At 41.9% G+C, this 19530-nt stretch carries 14 protein-coding genes; 2 read left to right on the top strand and 12 right to left on the bottom strand.

Annotated features, from left to right (window positions below; genetic code table 11):
- The 12 genes from L1267_RS19600 to L1267_RS19655 all read right to left on the bottom strand — a co-directional run.
- A partial coding sequence (locus tag L1267_RS19600; RefSeq protein WP_235383874.1) for a TonB-dependent receptor plug domain-containing protein occupies positions 1 to 2279 on the bottom strand: 2279 nt, incomplete at its 3' end.
- Between the two features lie 66 nt (positions 2280 to 2345).
- A complete protein-coding gene (locus tag L1267_RS19605; protein WP_235383875.1) occupies positions 2346 to 6446 on the bottom strand; it encodes a hypothetical protein in 4101 nt (1366 codons plus the stop codon).
- A gap of 290 nt (positions 6447 to 6736) precedes the next feature.
- Positions 6737 to 8044, bottom strand: coding sequence for a tetratricopeptide repeat protein (locus L1267_RS19610; RefSeq protein WP_235383876.1), 1308 nt, complete (start codon positions 8042 to 8044; stop codon positions 6737 to 6739).
- A 17-nt stretch (positions 8045 to 8061) separates the two neighbouring features.
- On the bottom strand, positions 8062 to 8667 hold the full coding sequence (locus tag L1267_RS19615) for an energy transducer TonB (RefSeq protein ID WP_065979085.1): 606 nt from the start codon (positions 8665 to 8667) through the stop codon (positions 8062 to 8064).
- A 12-nt stretch (positions 8668 to 8679) separates the two neighbouring features.
- Positions 8680 to 9093: an ExbD/TolR family protein gene (locus tag L1267_RS19620; protein ID WP_036971869.1), complete on the bottom strand. Its 414-nt coding sequence runs from the start codon at positions 9091 to 9093 to the stop codon at positions 8680 to 8682.
- A 45-nt stretch (positions 9094 to 9138) separates the two neighbouring features.
- Positions 9139 to 9666, bottom strand: a complete 528-nt coding sequence (locus tag L1267_RS19625) for a MotA/TolQ/ExbB proton channel family protein (protein WP_054552070.1) — start codon at positions 9664 to 9666, stop codon at positions 9139 to 9141.
- A 3-nt stretch (positions 9667 to 9669) separates the two neighbouring features.
- Complete coding sequence (locus L1267_RS19630; protein WP_235383877.1) at positions 9670 to 11037, bottom strand: MotA/TolQ/ExbB proton channel family protein; 1368 nt, start codon at positions 11035 to 11037, stop codon at positions 9670 to 9672.
- Between the two features lie 10 nt (positions 11038 to 11047).
- The gene (locus tag L1267_RS19635) at positions 11048 to 11800 is read right to left on the bottom strand and encodes a DUF3450 domain-containing protein (protein ID WP_062565605.1); all 753 of its coding nucleotides are present in this window, start codon (positions 11798 to 11800) and stop codon (positions 11048 to 11050) included.
- Between the two features lie 176 nt (positions 11801 to 11976).
- A complete protein-coding gene (locus L1267_RS19640) occupies positions 11977 to 12582 on the bottom strand; it encodes a DsbA family protein (protein ID WP_235383878.1) in 606 nt (201 codons plus the stop codon).
- Complete coding sequence (locus L1267_RS19645; RefSeq protein WP_235383879.1) at positions 12583 to 13662, bottom strand: GGDEF domain-containing protein; 1080 nt, start codon at positions 13660 to 13662, stop codon at positions 12583 to 12585.
- A 21-nt stretch (positions 13663 to 13683) separates the two neighbouring features.
- Positions 13684 to 15573, bottom strand: a complete 1890-nt coding sequence (locus L1267_RS19650; RefSeq protein ID WP_135926450.1) for a methyl-accepting chemotaxis protein — start codon at positions 15571 to 15573, stop codon at positions 13684 to 13686.
- Between the two features lie 349 nt (positions 15574 to 15922).
- Entirely contained in the window at positions 15923 to 17194 is a 1272-nt protein-coding gene (locus L1267_RS19655) for a sugar MFS transporter (RefSeq protein ID WP_138558694.1), read from the bottom strand.
- A 137-nt stretch (positions 17195 to 17331) separates the two neighbouring features.
- On the opposite strand from L1267_RS19655, the gene L1267_RS19660 reads away from it, so the two are divergent.
- Complete coding sequence (locus L1267_RS19660; protein ID WP_235383880.1) at positions 17332 to 18549, top strand: AGE family epimerase/isomerase; 1218 nt, start codon at positions 17332 to 17334, stop codon at positions 18547 to 18549.
- Positions 18549 to 19502: a carbohydrate kinase family protein gene (locus L1267_RS19665; protein WP_235383881.1), complete on the top strand. Its 954-nt coding sequence runs from the start codon at positions 18549 to 18551 to the stop codon at positions 19500 to 19502. Before L1267_RS19660 ends, L1267_RS19665 begins: the two co-directional genes overlap by 1 nt.
- Positions 19503 to 19530 lie beyond the last annotated feature (28 nt).

Here is a 19530-nt window from a genome sequence, read left to right on the forward strand (position 1 = left end):
GAATCATCAATACCTAGTTTCACACTTGAGTCAGATAGCGTAACGTTACCCGACAAGAACACACTCGACCAATCGGCACTGATAAAACTGAAATCAGTCAAGAAATCAACTTCAATACCCGTTAACTCACCCGATTCAGCGTTTGCAGTTAATAGCTGTGGTGCAGCACCACCTACACCTGCAAGCTCTACCATTTCGATAGGGTTAGTAATGTCTTTGTAGAACAATGCAACTGATAAGTTATTGCCCGATGCCATATACCATTCAAAACGGAAATCAGCATTTTTAAGTTTTGAGCTTTGTAATGTCGGTGAACCACGAACTAAAAATTCAGTTAACGGATCAACGAAGAACGTTGAGCTTACATCACGCATATCTGGACGAATGGTTGTTTCGCTTAAATTTAAACGAAATTGCATTTCTTCATCCATAATATAAGTCACAGCTAAAGATGGATAGAAATCATCTTCTTTAATTGCTACTTCAGCTAGCTCTTCTGTTGTCGCATCAAATAAATTACTGTGAGCCTTAAATGGAACCGATACTTGGGCAAAATCTTCCCAGCGAACACCACCAGTAATACGCAAAGTATTATTGATGAAATAATCAGCCATAAAGTAATAAGCATCTAACTTATGCGCCGCACTGTATTTATCACCGTCTGTTGTTCTGTCATCAAAAATGCCAGAACCGGTTGAACTTGCGTAAAAAGCATCATTGTTGATGTTATCGTAAGCGAAAATTTCATCTAAACGTGAGCCATAGGTAAAATCATCAGCAATACCACGGTGCGTAATACCAAATGTCGTATTATTTGCAGTACGTGTTTTCTCTGAGAAATCGCCACCCACTTTTAGTTCAAGCTCATAGCCTTCACCATAAAATGGCATGCCCATGTTCCAACCCCAAGTATCAACTTCATCATGAAGAACTTGGAATTCACGGGTTACGTTAGTAGCTGAAACATCTTGTAATTGCTCAGAAACAAACGAACCATCGTCGTAGTTACGTTGGAAAACAGCATCTACACCACCTGGTGCATCACGATTTGCACGGCTTGTGCCGGCATACCAATCAACAAACAAGTTGTTAAAGTCGATAAAGTTGTGTGTGCCTTTTAATTGGCTAGAGAACATTTCACGCTCTTCATACACAACATCGACACGGCGAAGATCACGTACACCTTCTTCCGTTTCGTTGGCATCATAGAAATTACGATTACGAACACGGTCACGCATGTCATGCAGGGCAATGTTTGTCATCTCAATTTTATGGTTTGAATTAAACTCATAACCAATATTGAATGTACCACTCCAACGCACATTTTGTTCCGTTGATGTGCCATCGTAATACTGAGCAAAACACTTGTCTTCACAACCTAAGCTGCCAAGGTTAGTACCACTTTTTTCTTGTGCTACTTCCCACTCATTTTCGTAAGAAACAGCGGCAAGTACACCAAACGTACCCATTTCACTTTCAAATCGGTCGCCTAGCGACACTGAAAAGCTCATTTCAGGATCAACGTCTTTTTCTGTTGCCGAAATATTCCAATCAAGTGACGACATCAATGCTTGGCGCTCAGCCAATGTTGTATTGATATCACCTTCAAGGCCAGTGCCATAAAAGGCATTAATTATTTCAGTAGGTAACGCACGAGTACCATCATCACGGCCCATCCAGTCATCATCGCCACCTTCATAAAAGTAGCCTGTATCACTGTTATTGGTGTTGTAAGAAGTACCAATGTCGACTTTAAACAAAAAATCAGTCGGGATTGATTTTGTTCTAATATTTACGTTACCACCACCAAAATGCGCAGGCATATCGGGTGAAAACGATTTTTGAACGCTTAAACTTTCAATAATATCCGATGGGAATAAGTCAAGCGGTACAACTGAGCGAGTTGGATCTGGACTTGGCACATACATACTATTGAGCTGAGTACTCGAATATCGCTCACCTAAACCACGAACATAAATGAACTTGCCATCAACCAGTGTCAAACCTGTTACACGACGAAGTGCCGATGCAGCATCGCCATCACCAGTACGAGAAATTTGCTCTGCACCCATGATATCAGCAACAAACGCTTGATTTTGACGCTCTTGAAGAACCGCGCCAGCACTCCCTTTTAAACGCTGTCCTACAGCAACCACTTCTTCAATTTCTTGTGCTTCATCCGCTGCGTAGGCAGTATTCATCGATAAGCCTACTAATGCTGCAAGCACTGCGTGATTTATCTTTGAACGCACAAGTTTAGAGGGGGTAAAAGATTTCATTATTATACTCCGAAAACAAAACTAGAAGCTGGCCGGGGTATTCCCCCGACCATGGATTAGAAGGGCTTAGTTAAGACCTACTTTTACCCAACCTGCTGTCCAGTCTGTTTGCGCGTCCATTGCACCGATGTAATCTACTTTATCGAAGAAGCTATTTAGGCTTGAAGAATCGAAACCACTACCAAGTAGTGCTGATTCTGCGCTTGGTTGATAACCGTTAGAGCTTAGACCTAACATAGCTGCGTCCATGATAGAGTTACCTTCTTGGCCTTCGAACCAAGATTGAACATTACCCGTACCAATTGCTTGGCTTGAGAAGTTATTATCTGCTGTACATGCAACTACTGAGTGGCTGATAGTTAGTGAACCATCTTCAGCGCGAGGAGCTGAATCTGCACCCACTCGTAAGCAGTTTTTATAACCTTCACCACCTGTTACTACCACGTTTTTAAGCATACCCGCAGTACCTGCACGTAAACGGATACCGTTTACACCATCTGCACCGATGATAGTTACGTTAGAGATAGTAGGTGTAGTTAAAGGTGATGCATTTGAGTCAAACTCTGAGTTATCAGCTTCAATTGCATTATCACCTTCTGAAGAAGACTGCTTGATTAATACATATTGTGCATTACCAGTCCAACCGAATGACCAATCTAGCGAGTCATCACCGATGTTTGTCAGTACTAAGTGGCTGATGCTTGCAGTACCACCGAAGAACTCAACACCGTCATCCAGGTTTTCGTGAACGTGGATATAATCAAGTTCAGTTTGGCTACCAACACCTGCAAGTGAAATACCGTTAAGCTCATCACCGTTACCAAGTGTTTTACCTGCTTGTTTTACAACAACATACTTAAGTGTACCTGAGTTATCTTCTGGTTGGTTACCACCGAATTGACCAGCATCACCTTCTGCAGCAACACCACAGTTTGCAAGTTCATCGGCTGTTGTTTCACCCACTTGGTCACCACAAGAGTTAGCTGGTGCGTTACCAAGAAGTACCACACCACCCCATTGACCAATGCCTGTTTCAGCACCTGTCATATCTTGGATTGATGTCATCACGATTGGTTGAGTTGCAGTACCTACCGCTTCAATCTTAGAATCACGACGAACAACTAAGAAGTCATCACCGCTTTCACCGATTAGCGTTGTACCAAATTGAACATAAAGAGTAGCACTATCAGTGCGGTCACCACCCACTGCTGTACGACCTTTAAGGATCCAGTGAGCATCGTTAGTTAGAGTTACGTCAGATGTGAAAACAACATCTTGTGCTAACTGATACACAGGCTTATCGGTAATTTGTGGGAAGCTTGCTGAAACATCAGTCGCTAGACCTTGCTCCATTGCGTTTGTGATATCTGTAGGGAAGCTAGGGTTAACAGCAACTGTCCAACCTTCCATCCAGTTATTGTCACCGTCAAATGCACCAATGTAGCTTGTTTTAGTGAAGAATGGGTCAAGCTCTGACGCATCAACACCTGCACCTAATAGCGGCGAGCTTGATTTAGGTGTAAAACCATCTGTAGCAAGGTTTAGTGTCGCTGCAGTAAGTGTTTGGTTACCAGTTTGACCTTCGAACCAAGATTGAACATTACCAGAACCAATTGCTTCAGTACCGAAGTTATTCTCTGCACTACATGCTACCACTGAGTTTTCGATAGAAAGCTCACCAGACTCAGCATTTGCAACAGAGTCAGAACCTACACGTAAACAGTTTTTGTAACCTTCTGGGCCTGTGATAACCATGTTACGGATAACACCCGCTGTACCTGCGCGAAGACGAACACCGTTTTTACCGTCTGCACCAACAATCGTTACGTTTGAAAGTAATGGCTTAGTTAGTGGTGCAGCGTTTGAATCGAATTCTGAGTTATCAGCTTCGATTGCATTGTCACCTTCAACTGATGATTGTTGGATATATACGTTTTGTGCACGACCTGTCCAACCAAATGACCAGTCAAACGCGTCATCACCAATATCAGTTAGTACAACGTTACGAACGTTTACAGTACCACCGAAGAACTCGATACCATCGTCAAGGTTTTGGTGAACTTGGATGTATTCAACTTTTGTTTTAGAACCAACACCCGCGAATGAAATACCATTTAGCTCATCGCCGTTACCTAATGTTTTACCTGCGTGTTTAACAACAACATAACGAACAACACCTGAGTTGTCTTCAGCATCGTCACCACCAAATTGACCTGCATCACCTTCAGCTGCAACACCACAGTTTGCAAGCTCCTCCGCTGTTGTTTCACCTTGTTGGTCACCACATGAGTTAGCCGGTGCATTACCAAGTAATACTAAACCACCCCATTGACCGATGCCTGTTTCTGCACCTGTCATATCTTGGATAGATGTCATAGTAATTGGTGCTGTTGCATTACCATTAGCATTGATTTGTGAACCACGACGAACAACTAAGAAGTCATCACCTGTTTCACCGATTAATGTAGTACCTGCTTGAACATATAATGTTGCGCTATCGGTACGGTCACCACCCACTGCTGTACGACCGTTTAAGATCCAGTGAGCGTCATTTGTTAATGTTACATCTGCTGTGAATGTTGTATCTTCAGCTAAACGATAAACAGGCTTGTCAGTGATTTGTGGGAATTCAGATGAAACGTCTGTCGCAAGACCTTGCGCCATTGCATTTTCGATATCAGTAGGGAAGCCACCATTGATAGCAACAGTCCAACCTTCCATCCAGTTGTTTGTTGCACTAAATGCACCGATTTGACCATTTGCTAATAATGGTGAACCAGCTAAAGGCATATAACCATTATCATCTAGCATTAAATCAGCCGGTGTTAGAGTTTGGTTACCATCTTGGCCTTCAAACCATGCTTTTACAGTACCGCCATTAATTGTTTCACTACCGAAGTTATTCGCAGGTGTTTGACAAGCAACAATAGAGTTAGTGATAGTGAGTGAACCATCTTCAGCGCGAGGAACTGAATCAGAACCAACACGTAAACAGTTTTCATACGTTGCAGGGCCTGTAATGAAAACGTTTTTCAGCATACCTGCAGTACCTGCACGTAGACGAATACCATTGTTACCTTCAGCACCCACGATTGTTACGTTTTCAATTGTAGGGTTAGTCAGTGGTGTAGCGTCTGAATCAAACTCTGAGTTATCCGCTTCAATCGCGTTGTCACCTAAGTTCGCAGCTTGTTGAATATATACGTTTTTCGCAGTACCAGTCCAACCAAATGACCAATCTAGTGAGTCATCACCAATGCTTGTAAGTACCACGTTGCTTACGTTTACTGTACCACCAAAGAACTCAATACCATCATCTAAGTTTTCGTGTACTTGAATGTAATCAACAGTAGTTGCAGAACCAACACCTGCAAATGAAATACCGTTTAATTCGTCACCATTACCCAGTGTTTTACCTGCATGTTTAACAACTAAGTATTTCAATGTACCTGAGTTATCATCTGCAACGTTACCACCGAACTGGCCTGCATCACCTTCTGCTGCAACACCACAGTTTGCAAGTTCGTCTGCCGTTGCTTCGCCTTGTTGGTCACCACATGAGTTTGCTGGTGCATTACCAAGAAGAACTAAACCACCCCACTGACCGATAGACGTTTCAACATTAGTCACATCTTGAATCGAAGTCATTGTGATTGGCTGGCTTACAGTACCTACCGATTCGATTTGTGAACCACGACGAACAACTAAGAAGTCGTCACCCGATTCGCCAATTAATGTAGTACCTTGTTGGATGTAAAGAACAGCATTATCTGCACGATCGTTACCAACCGCTGTGCGACCATTTAAAATCCAGTGAGCGTCATTTGTTAACGTTACATCTGCAGTAAAAGTAGTATCTGCCTTCAAACGGTAAACTGGCTTATCAGTGATCGTTGGGAATTCTGAAGAAACATCTGTCGCTAAACCTTGTGTTAAGGCATTTTCGATGTCAGTTGGAAAACCTGTTGTCGCATTTTGAGAATCATCACGACCTGACTGATCGCCGCCGTTATCACCATTGTCACCACCGTTATCGATGATATTAGTGATGTTATCGCCTTCATTTACAGTGGTGTCGCCTTCTTTAACGACTAAATCACCACCACAACCAGCTAAAGAAACTGCAGCAGCTACCAGACTAACTTTAAATAAGTCAGATAATTTCATTGTTCACTCCGTTAAGATAGATATTTAATTATTGTGTTAGCGCATAAACTCAAGTCACCAAAAAGCACTGAAACTTAATGCTTTTGGGTCACTTGAGTTTTAAACTGCGACTACCTTACGGGAGCTGTATGACAAACTAGTTACACTTTAATAAACATAAAATGACAATATTAATTAATTAAAAAAGAGGAAGTTAGTTAATTTCAAGAACGGAAAAAAGCCGCCCGAGGGCAGCTTTGGTGTTGCGATTATAAATTAGTTCTTTTGTACGCTTACCTGTTGAATACAATTTAGAGTAAAGCGGTACGTAATGTTTCGGCGTGCACTTTTTCACGCTTCACATACTTGATCCATTGCTCAGCTAAACGCTGTGACTTTTTGTGCTTTTCAGCTTGCTCAAACGCTAAAATCGAGGCATCAAAGTTTTGTAAATTGTACTGCGCCATACCTAAGGCAACATACACATTTGATTCAAACTCTAAACCGCCTTTATCGAGCGCTTTACGCGCTGCATCCGCTGCTTCTTCGTATTTTTCAAGGTTGATACTCACCTCGGCAATACGCTGATCGTACTGGCCATGTGTTACTAAATCAGCTGCTTTTGCAAAGTATTGCAGCGACTTTTCGTCTTCTTTAGCTTGCACCATTGCTTCTGCAACAAAGGCGTAGTTTTTTGCTGATTTTTCAGCCACACCATCTTGCATTGCTTTACTCATCACTTTCGCAGCTTTAAAAGCCAGGCCGTTGTATAAATACACTTGTGATAATTGACGTAAATCTGATTTAGATTTCATGAAACCTTGTTGATAGGCCGCTTCTAAAATCGCTAATTGCTTTTTCTCTGCGCCCGTTTCACCGTACATGCCACCTAACTGAACCCAGTACTCTGGCTTGTTATAAAGCTTCACTAAGCGTTCAAGTACCTCGACCACTTTGTCAGACTGATTAAGTGAGTAGTACATTGCACGCTGTAAGATTAACCAGTTTTCTTTTGGCATTTCGCCTTTACTGTCGGCTTCTGCGATAGCAAGGTTAATGTTTTCAATGCCTTTTTGGTACTCTTTAAGCTGATAATAAGCTTGTGATTTCAATACGTAATAAGCATCTGTTTTAGGCTTGTCGTTAATCGCATCCCACTGTGCTAAATATTTGATTACCTTTTCGTAATCGCTATTAGCCATTGCAAGTTGCGCCAAGCTAAAGGTGGTGCTTACACGTAATGTTTCTGGGATCGCGTCTTCGTTTACTACTTTTTCAAACGACGCAATTGCTTTATCTAAGTCGTTTTCGTTGTAATAAATAAAACCGTAGAAATTATGCATCATGGCAATTTCATACGAGTTCATGCTTGAAGAGCGCTCTTGGATACTATCAAGTGCTTCTAGCCCTGCTTTTGCATCTCCATCATCAGCCAGCTTTTGTGCTCGTGCTAATTGGCTATACACTTTTTCGCGCAGTGCAGGTACTCGTTTGGTTTTTTGCTCCTCAGCGTAAGCTGTTGCCAGTGTGACACCTGGTAACATGCTAACAACGCTTGGGACTACAAGGCTGCTTGTGAAAGCAGCCGCGCAAATCACGGCAACTTTTAAAGGTTTCATAATCGCATTCCTCTTTTCTAACCGTTAATTTGGAAAGAAATTTTGTTCTGTACGCCCGCTACTTCAACAGCTTCACCGTTAACAACGCGCGGTTTATATTTAAATTTAAGTGCTGCATCCATCGCAGCGCGGTCAAACAATGACTCTGGTTCAGCTTTAATCACTTTTGGGTCACGTACTGTGCCTTGCTTAGTTACTGTAAACTCAACAATCACATAGCCTTCGATTCCACGTGATAAAGCTCGGCGCGGATAAACAGGCGCTACTTTTACAATCGGTAGGTATTCACCGTCGCTTGATTCAAGCGCTAACCCCCCGGATAAATTAACGTCGGCTTCAACACTGGCACCAAAGTCAAAATTGGCATTGCTCGCGTTAGGATCACTGTTTTGCATTTGCGGTGATTCCATTGGCGGAGGTGGCTCTTTTGGCGTTGGTGGCTTTTGCGGTTTACGTTCTTTCTTTTGCACTGTCTCTTCTTTTTTCAGACGAACAAAATCAAGTACGTTTCCTTTTACGGGCTCAGACATGGCCCCTTCACCACCGGTGATCAGTGCCTGCATGCCTAAAAACAGCATGACAGTCACGATACCCGCGATGATTAATGCAACTATATAACGCATCGCTCACATTCCTTATGATGCTTCTTGCGCAGCAATCGACACATCAAATGCGCCTGCAGCACGCGATGCATCCATTACTTTGATAAGTACATCGGTTGTGGCTTTCTTATCAGCTTGAATAACCACGCTACCTTGTGGGTTTTCGGCTTTTAAGCGCTCGATATTTGCTTGTACTGCACGAACATCGACTTGGCGTTTGTTGATCCAAATTTCACCTTTGTCAGAAATAGCAACTAAGATGTTGGCACGCTCTTTTTTCACTGCCGTTGCCGCTTCAGGGCGGTTTACATCAATACCGGCTTCTTTTACGAATGATGCTGTTACGATAAAGAAGATAAGCATGATGAAAACAACGTCTAGCATTGGCGTCATGTTGATTTCTTCAGCGTCGTCTTCTTGAAATAAATTACCTAGTGGCGCTCTCATTGTTAGTCTCCTAGTGGGTGATGCTTACATCACCCTAAAATTCGTTTAGTGGTCTAAGACCATGTTGTCTTCAAGTAATTGCACTTCGCGTTTTGCACGACGTTGTAAGAACGTTGATGCGAATACCCCTGAAAGTGCACCCACCATACCGGCCATTGTTGGGATAGTGGCTTTAGACACCCCTGATGCCATCGAACGTGCACTGCCTGTGCCTGTGATTGCCATTACATCAAATACTTCGATCATGCCGGTTACGGTACCTAACAGACCTAAAAGAGGACATAACGCAACCATTACGTTAATTAGCGCAAGGTTATTATTTAGTTGCATGCCAGCGCGTGAAATCATCGCTTGGCGAATTTGCTCTGCGTTCCAGCTGTTACGCTCTGCTCTATTGCTCCAAGTGCTTTTTACGTCTTTCTTGTAGCGTTTAAAGCCACCAAAAAAGTACATAAAACGCTCAAGTATCAATAACCACATCGCGAAGATGAGGACCCCGATGACCAAGAGAACTTGGCCACCTGTGTCGAGGAAATCACGTAGAGCATTGATTGCATCAATCAATAGCACCATGATTTATGCTCCTTTCTCGCTTCGCTCTGCGATGATACCTGCGCTTTGCTCTTGTAAAATCAACAGCATGTTTTTAGAACGCGTGTTAAGAAGTGTGTATAAGAATACTGTTGGGATAGCCACAACCAGACCAAGTACCGTTGTTACAAGTGCCTGAGAAATACCACCCGCCATTAGTTTAGGGTCACCTGTACCGAACAAGGTAATTGCTTGGAAGGTGTTAATCATACCGGTTACCGTACCTAGTAGACCAAGTAATGGTGCTACTACAGAGATAATCTTAATTAGCGTCAGGTTACGGTTAATTTTTGGCATTTCACGAATGATTGCTTCGCTTAATTTAAGCTCAAGTGTGTCGTACGCAACATCTGGGTACTGATCTTTCACTTTCATTACACGACCAAGTGGGTTGTCATCACGTGCCACTGTGTCTTTAAGCTGACGACGGATTTTGCTACCCATAATCATCAGAGATACAAAACGCTCAAGTGCAATTAGTAAAGCGATTAAGCCAACACCTAAAATGATGTAACCAACTGTACCACCTTGGTGAACTTGCTCTTCAGTATCTGGTGCTTGTACTAAAAGACCTAAGATTGAACCACCTGTAGGGTCAAGTGCGAACGGTACAACACCTGAGTTTGCTTGTTGTAAGTCAGCTGCAGTTGCGGTGTAACGGCTGCTTGGCTGACGAGTTAGCTGGCTGATTGTATTTGTAGCCGGTGTGTACTCTAGGTACTTACCATCTGCGATTAAGTTAAATGCACCAACACGCACCACTTCTTTTTGTGCTTTGCTGCCACCTTCAACGATAACATCTGTTGTAAAGCGAGATACTTTACCTTGTTCAGTCATTTCGCGTTGTAATTCAAACCATACTTTTTCGATATCATCGATTGAAGCAAGCTTTGACGTTGAACCCATTTTTTGTGCTAGCTCATCCATGAAGTTACTGCGTCCAGGAAGCTCAGCAGAAACAACTGACGTCATGAATTTATTGCTTGAATCGCCTGCTACTTGTTGTAACACACCGAATAGCTCTTTAAGTGAACCCATACGGTTTGAAAGCGTGTCTGTTAAGTTAGCTAGCTTTACTTCGTTTTCTTCAAACTGAGTTTCTAAACGCTCAGACTCGTTAAGCATTGCAGTACGTTTTGCTTGTGTATCTTTAAGCATTTGTACTTGTTCGTTTTGACGCGCCATGAACTCTTGTTCACGTTGCTTATTCTCAGCGCTTTGTTGTGCTTTACCTTGCTCTAATGTTTTTAGTAATGAGTCTAAATCCATTGGCTCAGCCGCTAGGCTGCTACCAGCAAAACCAAGGCCAGCTGCAAACACGGCCATTTTTGTCATTTTCGTTAATAATTTCATCTCAAACCTCTTATTCAGCAGCGTGGACTGGCAGTGTTAACATATCTGGGGCAAGTTGCTTACGTGCAATGCGTAAACCTTTGTTGATTTGGCTGATTGCAGAATCTGGTAATTCAACAAACGATTTTGTTTCTTTATCCCAGCTACCTGCTTTTTTGCCATCGCGTGTTAAATAAATAAGTTCTAAACGACCAATGCGTAAGAAATCCACTTCGCGCTCTTGGCCATCTACATTAAGTAATGCTGTGTACGCTTCGATAGTGCGACCGTAATCAACTTCTACTTGGTAAGCTTCAAGTAAGCGGCGGAATTTTTCACTTGAAGTGATGTCTGCGCGGTCCATCATTTCTTTTAATGATGCAATACGCTTGCTACGTTCTTCAGTTAAGAAAGGCACGTCTAGTGCAACGAATTGCTCAAGACCTGTGATCATGCGCATCATTAACGGCGTAATTTGACGCTCAATAACTGATACCTGATCCATTGACTCGTTTAACGCGTCCATTTCAGCAATTTGGTTGTTTAATTGCTTAGTAAGTTGCGCGTTATAAACAGTTAAGCCGTCAATTTCTTTATTAAGGGCTTTGAATTGTTGTAAACGACCTTGCATTGAATCTGCAATCTTGTCGATTTTAGTTTGTGATTGCGCTGCAGATTTGTTTATCTCGCTGCTTTTATCAATTACTTTATCTAGATCGTTTGCATGTACTGCTGCAGATGCCGCTACAATACCTGCTAAAATCAGTGGTTTAACGCCTTTCATCGCATACACCTTTACTCGTTAAGTTAGCTTAATTTGCTAGTTGGGTTGTTTTATTGTGCGAAAGGATAACGATGAAAAATGACAAGCATGTTGCGCAAAAAATACAAAAATATGACAGCTGTAACAATTAGTTTATATTGCGCAAAGATAAGGCAAAAGTTGCAGGCTTTCGGGGACTAAATATGGGATAGGATTTGCTGATAAGTGCTTTGCCAGTCTAGGTAATTAACAGGGACAGCAGCGTAGAGGCCTTTATTTTCAAGGACTAAAGATGGAAATCCTTGAATAGGTAAGCTTCTGGCTTGGTTTATTTCGGCCATAAGCAATGAATTTATATTTTCACTTTCAATTTCTTTAATGAATGCATTTTTTTCTAACCCAATTTGCTCTGCAAGGCTTGCAAGGGTGCTGATGTCCGATGGATTTTGTGCATTTAAGTAGTAGGCTTTTTGAATGGCGTAGAGCATTTCGTGCTCTTTATTGTGCTGCCTTGCAACAAGTACTGCGCGGCATGCTGGGTAAGTAGAGCGACGTGGTTGCGCGGTACGCCAAAACTCATGATTAAACGGTGTGCCAAGTTGCTGCTCTATACGCTTCCATGTTTGCTGTAAAAACTGCTGCATATCTTTTGGCATTGGCTCATCTGAATCGGGAGCAAGGCCACCCACTTTATATTCAATAGCAAGTTTACCACCAAGGGCTGCTTGGAGTTTTAACCAAGTTTCTCTATAGCCCCAACACCAACTACACATGGGGTCGTAAACATAAATTAGCTTTGCCATTTAGCTTATCTCACTCAATTCCGACACTACTAAGTTACGCCCTTTTGCTTTCGCTTTATAGAGGTTGTCATCAGCTTGCTTAATTGTTTTACTAAACTGGCTTCCACGGTCTAGGCTAGCAATACCAATGCTGCAAGTAATGGTAACAGACTGCCCAACATCATAGGGGATTTGCTTTTGCGCAACATAAGCACGTAACTTTTCGGCTACAGCATGAGCAATCTGAATCCCTGCCTTAGGCAATAAAATGATGAACTCTTCGCCGCCATAGCGTGCTTTTATATCTGTGCCACGCAATTTATCGTGCAACATAGCAGTAAACGCTATCAAGACCTGATCACCAAAGTCATGGCCATAACTATCGTTGAGAGATTTAAAGTTATCCAAATCAATCAATAATACCGACATGGGTAAGTAGTTTGCCGCTTCAGCTTCAAGGCGAGGCTGAATATGTTCATAAATATAACGACGATTCGCAAGGCCTGTAAGAGGATCGGTCAAGGCATCGCGCTTTTCAATTAAAGTGATATCAGCAATCTTTTGATGGCTTTTTTGTCTGAAGTATTCACTAATTGCAGAAAACAAAATCACCATGGTAAAAGAAGCTAAAAAACGCGACATTTCGACTGGCCCGTATCTAGCTTGACCAATATCTGGCCCGAGTAATAAAACCAATGCACTTAAGTACATGCTACCGACAAGAATACTGCCCGTTCTTAAGCCTAATGTGACATAGCTGACAATAGGGTAAAACATCAACCAATACAGTGCCGTATTTTCTTTGCCACCGGTATAAACCAAAGACATGCATAACAACAAAATAATAGACAAAATGATACTGGTTACCAAAACCAGCGCACCAGTACGGAAGTAATACAACATACATAAAACAATGGTTATATCACTTACCAATAACATCACTGTCAATTGCATTGCGTAAATATGGTAGTTAGACAACACTAACGAAGTGATCAATACGATGGCAAAAAACGCCATAGTAAATAACGTGAAAGCACGGCGTTGTTTATCCGCCGTGTCGACACTGTTTATGGTGATGGCACTAAGCCAGTTTTGTTCCAATTGTAAATGCTCGGTGTAAAATTAAACTTTAAATTTCAAAACAAGTTTTTCTAATTCATAAAACTGTGCTTTTAACTTAGTGCATTCATTAAGTGTATTGTTAAGGTTACTTTGACCTTGATTAGATAGTTCGCTAATCGAATGAATGTCACTGTCTAAGCTCTGGATCACATGGTTTTGCTCAGTCGTAGCATTGGCAACACTGTGATTTACGTCGTCAATTGATTCAATAGCTCGTGTGACTTCAGCCATTTTATCGCCTGCAATACGTGCCTGCTCGACACTCTTTTCGCTATCGCGAATACTGGCTGTCATTACCTCTACCGCCGAGGCTGAGCCTTGTTGTAACTGAGAAATAGTGTCTTCGATTTCTTGAGTAGATTGTTGTGTACGATGGGCTAGTTGACGCACTTCGTCAGCAACAACCGCAAAACCACGACCCGCTTCACCTGCACGTGCCGCCTCAATTGCAGCATTAAGCGCTAGTAAGTTAGTTTGTTCACTAACACCTTTTATCACTTCGAGAACTTGGCCGATGCTTACTGTGTGTGCATCTAAACTATTAATTGTTTTTTGTGCCTGCTCCATATTACGAGACAAAGCATTAATAGCCTCTAAGTTATCAGCCAAGGCAGATTGGCTTTGTAAAGATTGGCTATTAGCACTGGTTGCTAACGTTGATGCATTACTAGCACTATTTGAGATTTCTACCGCACTCGATGTTAGCTCATTGATTGCGGTGGCAACGTTATCAGTGCGTTTTGTTTGGTCTGCATACATGTCGAGGGTGCCTTGAGTTTGATTAACTAAACTCTCAACTAGGCGTTCAAGTTCAACGGTGGTATTTTTAACTTGCTCAATTGATGTATGAATTTTTTCGATAAACGCATTAAAGTAATGGCTTAACTCGCCAAACTCGTCATTATTTTCGACCTCAAGGCGACGAGTTAAATCACCCTCACCCTCTGCAATATCTTTAATTGCATCGTTTAAGCGCTGCATTGGACGCATTAAATAGCGAAGTAAAAACTGCATCATCAATACAATCGCGACAATACCCATCAGCATATAAATAGCTGCCATATTTCTAAATGAGGCAACTGATGAATAGGCAATTTCTTCGTTGATCACCACTCCTAAATACCAATCAACGTTTTGAATCCCTTTAATTTTAGTGAACGAAACAAGTTTATCTAAACCACCTACCTGTACTTCTACAAATTCAGATTTTAACGACAGGCTTTTGCCAAATAAGTCGCGCATGTTTTTATCGTTAAATTTAGTTTCTGGGTGGCTTAAAATTCGCCCTTCACTATCAAGTAAAAAACCATAGCCGAAACCTAAAAAGTCAATTTCGTTGACGATTTTAGTTATGGTTTTCATGTCGATATCGGCACCTGCAACACCACTAAATACGCCGTTTGCTTGCATTGGTGCTACAGCCGAAATTGTCAGTTCATTGGTTGTTACATCAATATAAGGGGCTGTAAATGCAGTATTGGTTTTGTTCTCAACCAGTTTATACCACGGACGTGTTGTAGCGTCGTAATCGGGTGGCAACACAACAGATTGGTCGTTCAACACAAAGGTGCCGTCAGTGATACCAATATAAGTATTTTTGAAGTTACCGGCTTTGTCAGCTGTGTTGAGTTGTGTGAGTGTCAGTTCTTTGCTGTCGCCAAGTTGATATGTGTCAGCAACCGACGAGACAATCGCTAACTTAGCATTCAACCAGTTGGCTATGTTTTGCGACACTGACTGAGAAATCTCTTGTAGAACCAGCGAAAGCTGCTCCTGCGTTTGGCTGCGCATAGAGATGAAGTTGTTAATCGTGAATAAACCGAGCACGATCACTAAAACCAGTGATGCAGCCACAGTTACCTTGGTGGTAAATTTAAGAGTGCTTTGCATGACAAACCTGTTTGTTATTTTTTTCGTTGTTAGCGCATTTATATTTAACAAATTTAGAGCTCTTTGTCTTATAAATTTAAGCTAAAACTAGAAAAAACGTTCATTATTGAAAATAAACGCTTTCCATAAAAATCAATTACTTTGTTAACGGCAGCAAATCCTGCATCTAAAGTAAATTATTAGATCAATTTAAAAATACAGCACTGGAACGTTCCTAACAAACAGGTGAAAAATACATTCTGAATACGTATTCATTAAATCTATTTGTCATTTAACTTTGTTTATAAGACTGAATTACAAACATAAAAAACCCCGCATCTCAGTGCGGGGTTTTTTATTAAATAGCTATTTAAGCTATGCGTTTCTTCCAGCTATCAGCCAAACGTACAACGTTTAAGCCATACCAAGCGATAAATGCATAACAAATCACTGGTACAAAGAAGCTTTGCTGAATACTAACCGTATCTGCAACCACACCTTGTACTAATGGTACTAAGGCACCACCAACGATTGCTAAACATAACCAACCCGAACCTTTACTAGTAAGTGAGCCTAGGCTTTCGATTGCAACAGAGAAAATAGTTGGGAACATAATTGAATTGAATAAACCAATCGCAAGTACAGAGTAAAGCGCGACATCACCTTCAGTGAAAATAGTCACTAATAGCAATACAATAACCATCATGGCATTAAAGAATAACGCTTTTGAAGGCGCAATCTTTTGCAGTGCAGCAGAGCCAATAAAACGACCCACCATAGCACCACCCCAGTAGTAAGCAATTAGGCTTGCAGCCGCATGCTCTTCAAGGCCAGCAATATGCTCTTCACCAAAGTAATTTACTAAGAAGCTACCAATTGAAACCTCAGCACCTACGTAACAGAAGATACCCACAACACCCATCATTAAATGAGGTGCTTCAGCTAGGCTGTGGCCTTTCGCTTTACAGTCTTGCTCTTCTGTATGCTCTGCAATTACTGGTAATTTAAAGAAGGCAAATACCACAGCAATAGTCAGTAATGCTGCTGCAAGCATAAGGTAAGGTACTTTTACCGACTCAGCGGTTGCTGCGTTTGCAGCTAACGTACCCGCTGTACCGAAGAATAAAATACCACCCACATATGGGCCAACTGTTGTGCCTAGTGAGTTAAGTGCTTGTGCTAAATTTAAACGTGACGATGCCGTTTTTTCAGGACCTAACGCCACAACATACGGGTTAGCTGATACCTGTAATACGGTAATACCGGCCGCAAGTACAAATAATGCACCTAAGAATAACCAGTACTCATGCACAACAACCGCTGGGTAAAATAACATACAGCCGATTGATGCCACGACTAAGCCAGTTAGTACACCGTTTTTGTAGCCCATTTTTTTAACCAACATACCCGCTGGTAGCGAAACGATAAAGTAAGCACCAAAGAAACAAAACTGAACCAGCATTGCCTCTGTGTAGGTTAGATCGAATACCCCTTTTAAACGCGGGATTAAAACGTCATTTAAAACTGTAATGAAGCCCCATAAAAAGAACAGGGTTGTCATTGCCGTCAGTGGTAGCAGGTAGTTTTTATTTTGCTGCGAACCATCGGCGACAAACGATTGGTTTGTATTTATTTCACTCACGTGGTTTTCACTCCGTTAACAAGTTACCCTTGATTCTACACATTGAAGCAAAAATAGCACAAAGATTTACTAGGAACGTTCCAATATTTTTATTTCCTGCTATAGTTGCAAAACGAACATAGATTTATTGATACATCATGGCCACAGTTGACTTTAAAAGCCCTGTTTTTCTTAAACAGCACATAAAAGACATCCTTGCTTTTTATCATCCTCATTGTGTTGATCATGCAGCCCATGGCTTAGCTGGGTTTTATCAGTATTTTAAAAATGATGGCGCAATTTACGATAAACAAACCCGTCATTTAGTATCGAGTACCCGCTTTGTTTTTAACTACGCGATGGCGTATATCGAGTTCAAAGAGCCTGAATATTTAAGCCTTGCTAAACATGGTTTAGCCCACCTTGAACATGCGCATAAGCAAGCATCTGGGGGTTATGCTTGGCTTATAAAGCAAGATGAGAGCGGCGCAGTCACTGTGTTAGACGATACCAACCATTGCTACGGGCTTGCCTTTGTATTGCTTGCAAACGCAGTTGCGTTAAAAGCAGGCATTAGCGATTGTAAAAATACCATTTCGCAGGTATGGGACTTATTAGAGCAGTACTACTTTGAACCCCAGCATAATGCCTACTTAGACGAACAAAATGCCGATTTTAGCCATGCAGATGACTACCGAGGCCAAAATGCCAATATGCATTTATGCGAAGCCTTACTCATGTGTTTTGAAGCAACCAACGAGACCCGTTATTTAAAGCGTGCTAAACAGCTTGCCGAGACCTTTACAGTAAAACTAGCCGCACACAGCCAACAGTTTGTCTGGGAGCATTACAATAAAAACTGGCAAATCGATTTAGATTACAACAAAGATGACCCACAGCATTTATTTAGACCTTGGGGATTTCAGCCAGGTCATCAAACTGAGTGGGCAAAACTGTTACTTATTTTACACCGCCATATTGACGAACCTTGGTTGGTAACGCGCGCCAAAAGCCTGTTTGATGAAACCCTAAGCATTGCATGGGATCGACAACATGGTGGCATTTTCTATGGCTTTGCACCAGATAAACAAATTTGTGATAGCGATAAATACTTTTGGGTGCAGGCCGAGTCATTAGCGGCAGCTGCCCTACTCGCTGATGCCACAAATGACGAAAGCTATTGGCAATGGTACGAAAAAATTTGGCTGTACAGTTGGCAGCATATGGTAGATCACCAATATGGTGCTTGGTATCGTATTTTATCTGCCCAAAACCAACCTTACAGTGACGAAAAATCGCCAGCAGGCAAAACTGACTACCATACTATGGGTGCCTGCTACGAAGTATTAAGAACCTTAACCTTGAGGAATGCATAATGAGTTTAGTGTGTTTTGGCGAAGCATTAATCGACTTTTTATCAGATGGTAAACAACCAGAGTCATTTACCAAATACGCAGGTGGCGCACCTGCCAATGTGGCTGTTGCAGCAGCAAAACTAGGCCTAAACACCAGCTTTTGCGGCATGTTAGGCGATGATATGTTTGGTCACTTTATTAAAGATGAGCTAGATCAACATAGCGTTAATACATCTTATTGCCGCTTTACTGATGCAGCCAAAACAGCGCTTGCATTTGTATCACTTGATGAAAGTGGTGAACGCTCATTTAGCTTTTATCGCCCACCAGCGGCTGATTTACTTTATAGCGTAGACGACTTCGACCATGCAATGTTTGCAAATCACGCCATCATGCATGTATGCAGCAACAGTCTGACTGAGCACAACATCTATCAAACAACAATTTATGGTTTAACTCAGGCGAAAAAAGCCGGTGCAATTTGTAGCTTTGACATGAATCTGCGCGAAAACCTATGGCCAAGTATGCGCCATACACTCGATAGAATGTGGCATGTTATATCTCTTGCAGATATCGTAAAACTGTCATTTGAAGAGCTTGAGTTTTTAAATCAAAAAAGCCATCAAGAAATGCCTCTTGAGCATACTATCGATGCCATTTTAAAGGCAGGTGTAACCTGTTTGCTAGTTACCAATGGCGGCGAAGCAATCAGCTTTTACCACGCAGACTTTAAAGGCCAAGTTAGCCCACCAGCGACAAAAGTAGTGGATACCACAGCCGCAGGCGATGCCTTTATTGGTGGTATGCTGTCAAAGATTGGTCAGCATTGTGAAAACAAACAAAGCTTTAAAGCGTTTTGCCAAACCCCAGCGAATATCGAACAAACCATTGCTTATGCAGCTAAAGCTGGCGCTTTTGCAGTAAGCCGCTATGGTGCATTTGCTTCATTGCCGAGCGCGGCCGATTTAGCCTAAGAATGTTGAGTTTAAAGCCCAGCATTAA

This window comes from Pseudoalteromonas sp. OFAV1 (assembly GCF_021532595.1).
Taxonomy (GTDB): Bacteria; Pseudomonadota; Gammaproteobacteria; order Enterobacterales; family Alteromonadaceae; genus Pseudoalteromonas; species Pseudoalteromonas lipolytica_C.

Excerpts from the sequence above, each read along its gene's own strand:
- L1267_RS19625 (WP_054552070.1), bottom strand. The coding sequence starts at position 9,666 with ATGGTGCTATTGATTGATGCAATCAATGCTCTACGTGATTTCCTCGAC.
- L1267_RS19665 (WP_235383881.1), top strand. The coding sequence starts at position 18,549 with ATGAGTTTAGTGTGTTTTGGCGAAGCATTAATCGACTTTTTATCAGAT.
- L1267_RS19605 (WP_235383875.1), bottom strand. The coding sequence starts at position 6,446 with ATGAAATTATCTGACTTATTTAAAGTTAGTCTGGTAGCTGCTGCAGTT.
- L1267_RS19610 (WP_235383876.1), bottom strand. The coding sequence starts at position 8,044 with ATGAAACCTTTAAAAGTTGCCGTGATTTGCGCGGCTGCTTTCACAAGC.
- L1267_RS19660 (WP_235383880.1), top strand. The coding sequence starts at position 17,332 with ATGGCCACAGTTGACTTTAAAAGCCCTGTTTTTCTTAAACAGCACATA.
- L1267_RS19650 (WP_135926450.1), bottom strand. The coding sequence starts at position 15,573 with ATGCAAAGCACTCTTAAATTTACCACCAAGGTAACTGTGGCTGCATCA.
- L1267_RS19640 (WP_235383878.1), bottom strand. The coding sequence starts at position 12,582 with ATGGCAAAGCTAATTTATGTTTACGACCCCATGTGTAGTTGGTGTTGG.
- L1267_RS19630 (WP_235383877.1), bottom strand. The coding sequence starts at position 11,037 with ATGAAATTATTAACGAAAATGACAAAAATGGCCGTGTTTGCAGCTGGC.
- L1267_RS19615 (WP_065979085.1), bottom strand. The coding sequence starts at position 8,667 with ATGCGTTATATAGTTGCATTAATCATCGCGGGTATCGTGACTGTCATG.
- L1267_RS19635 (WP_062565605.1), bottom strand. The coding sequence starts at position 11,800 with ATGAAAGGCGTTAAACCACTGATTTTAGCAGGTATTGTAGCGGCATCT.
- L1267_RS19620 (WP_036971869.1), bottom strand. The coding sequence starts at position 9,093 with ATGAGAGCGCCACTAGGTAATTTATTTCAAGAAGACGACGCTGAAGAA.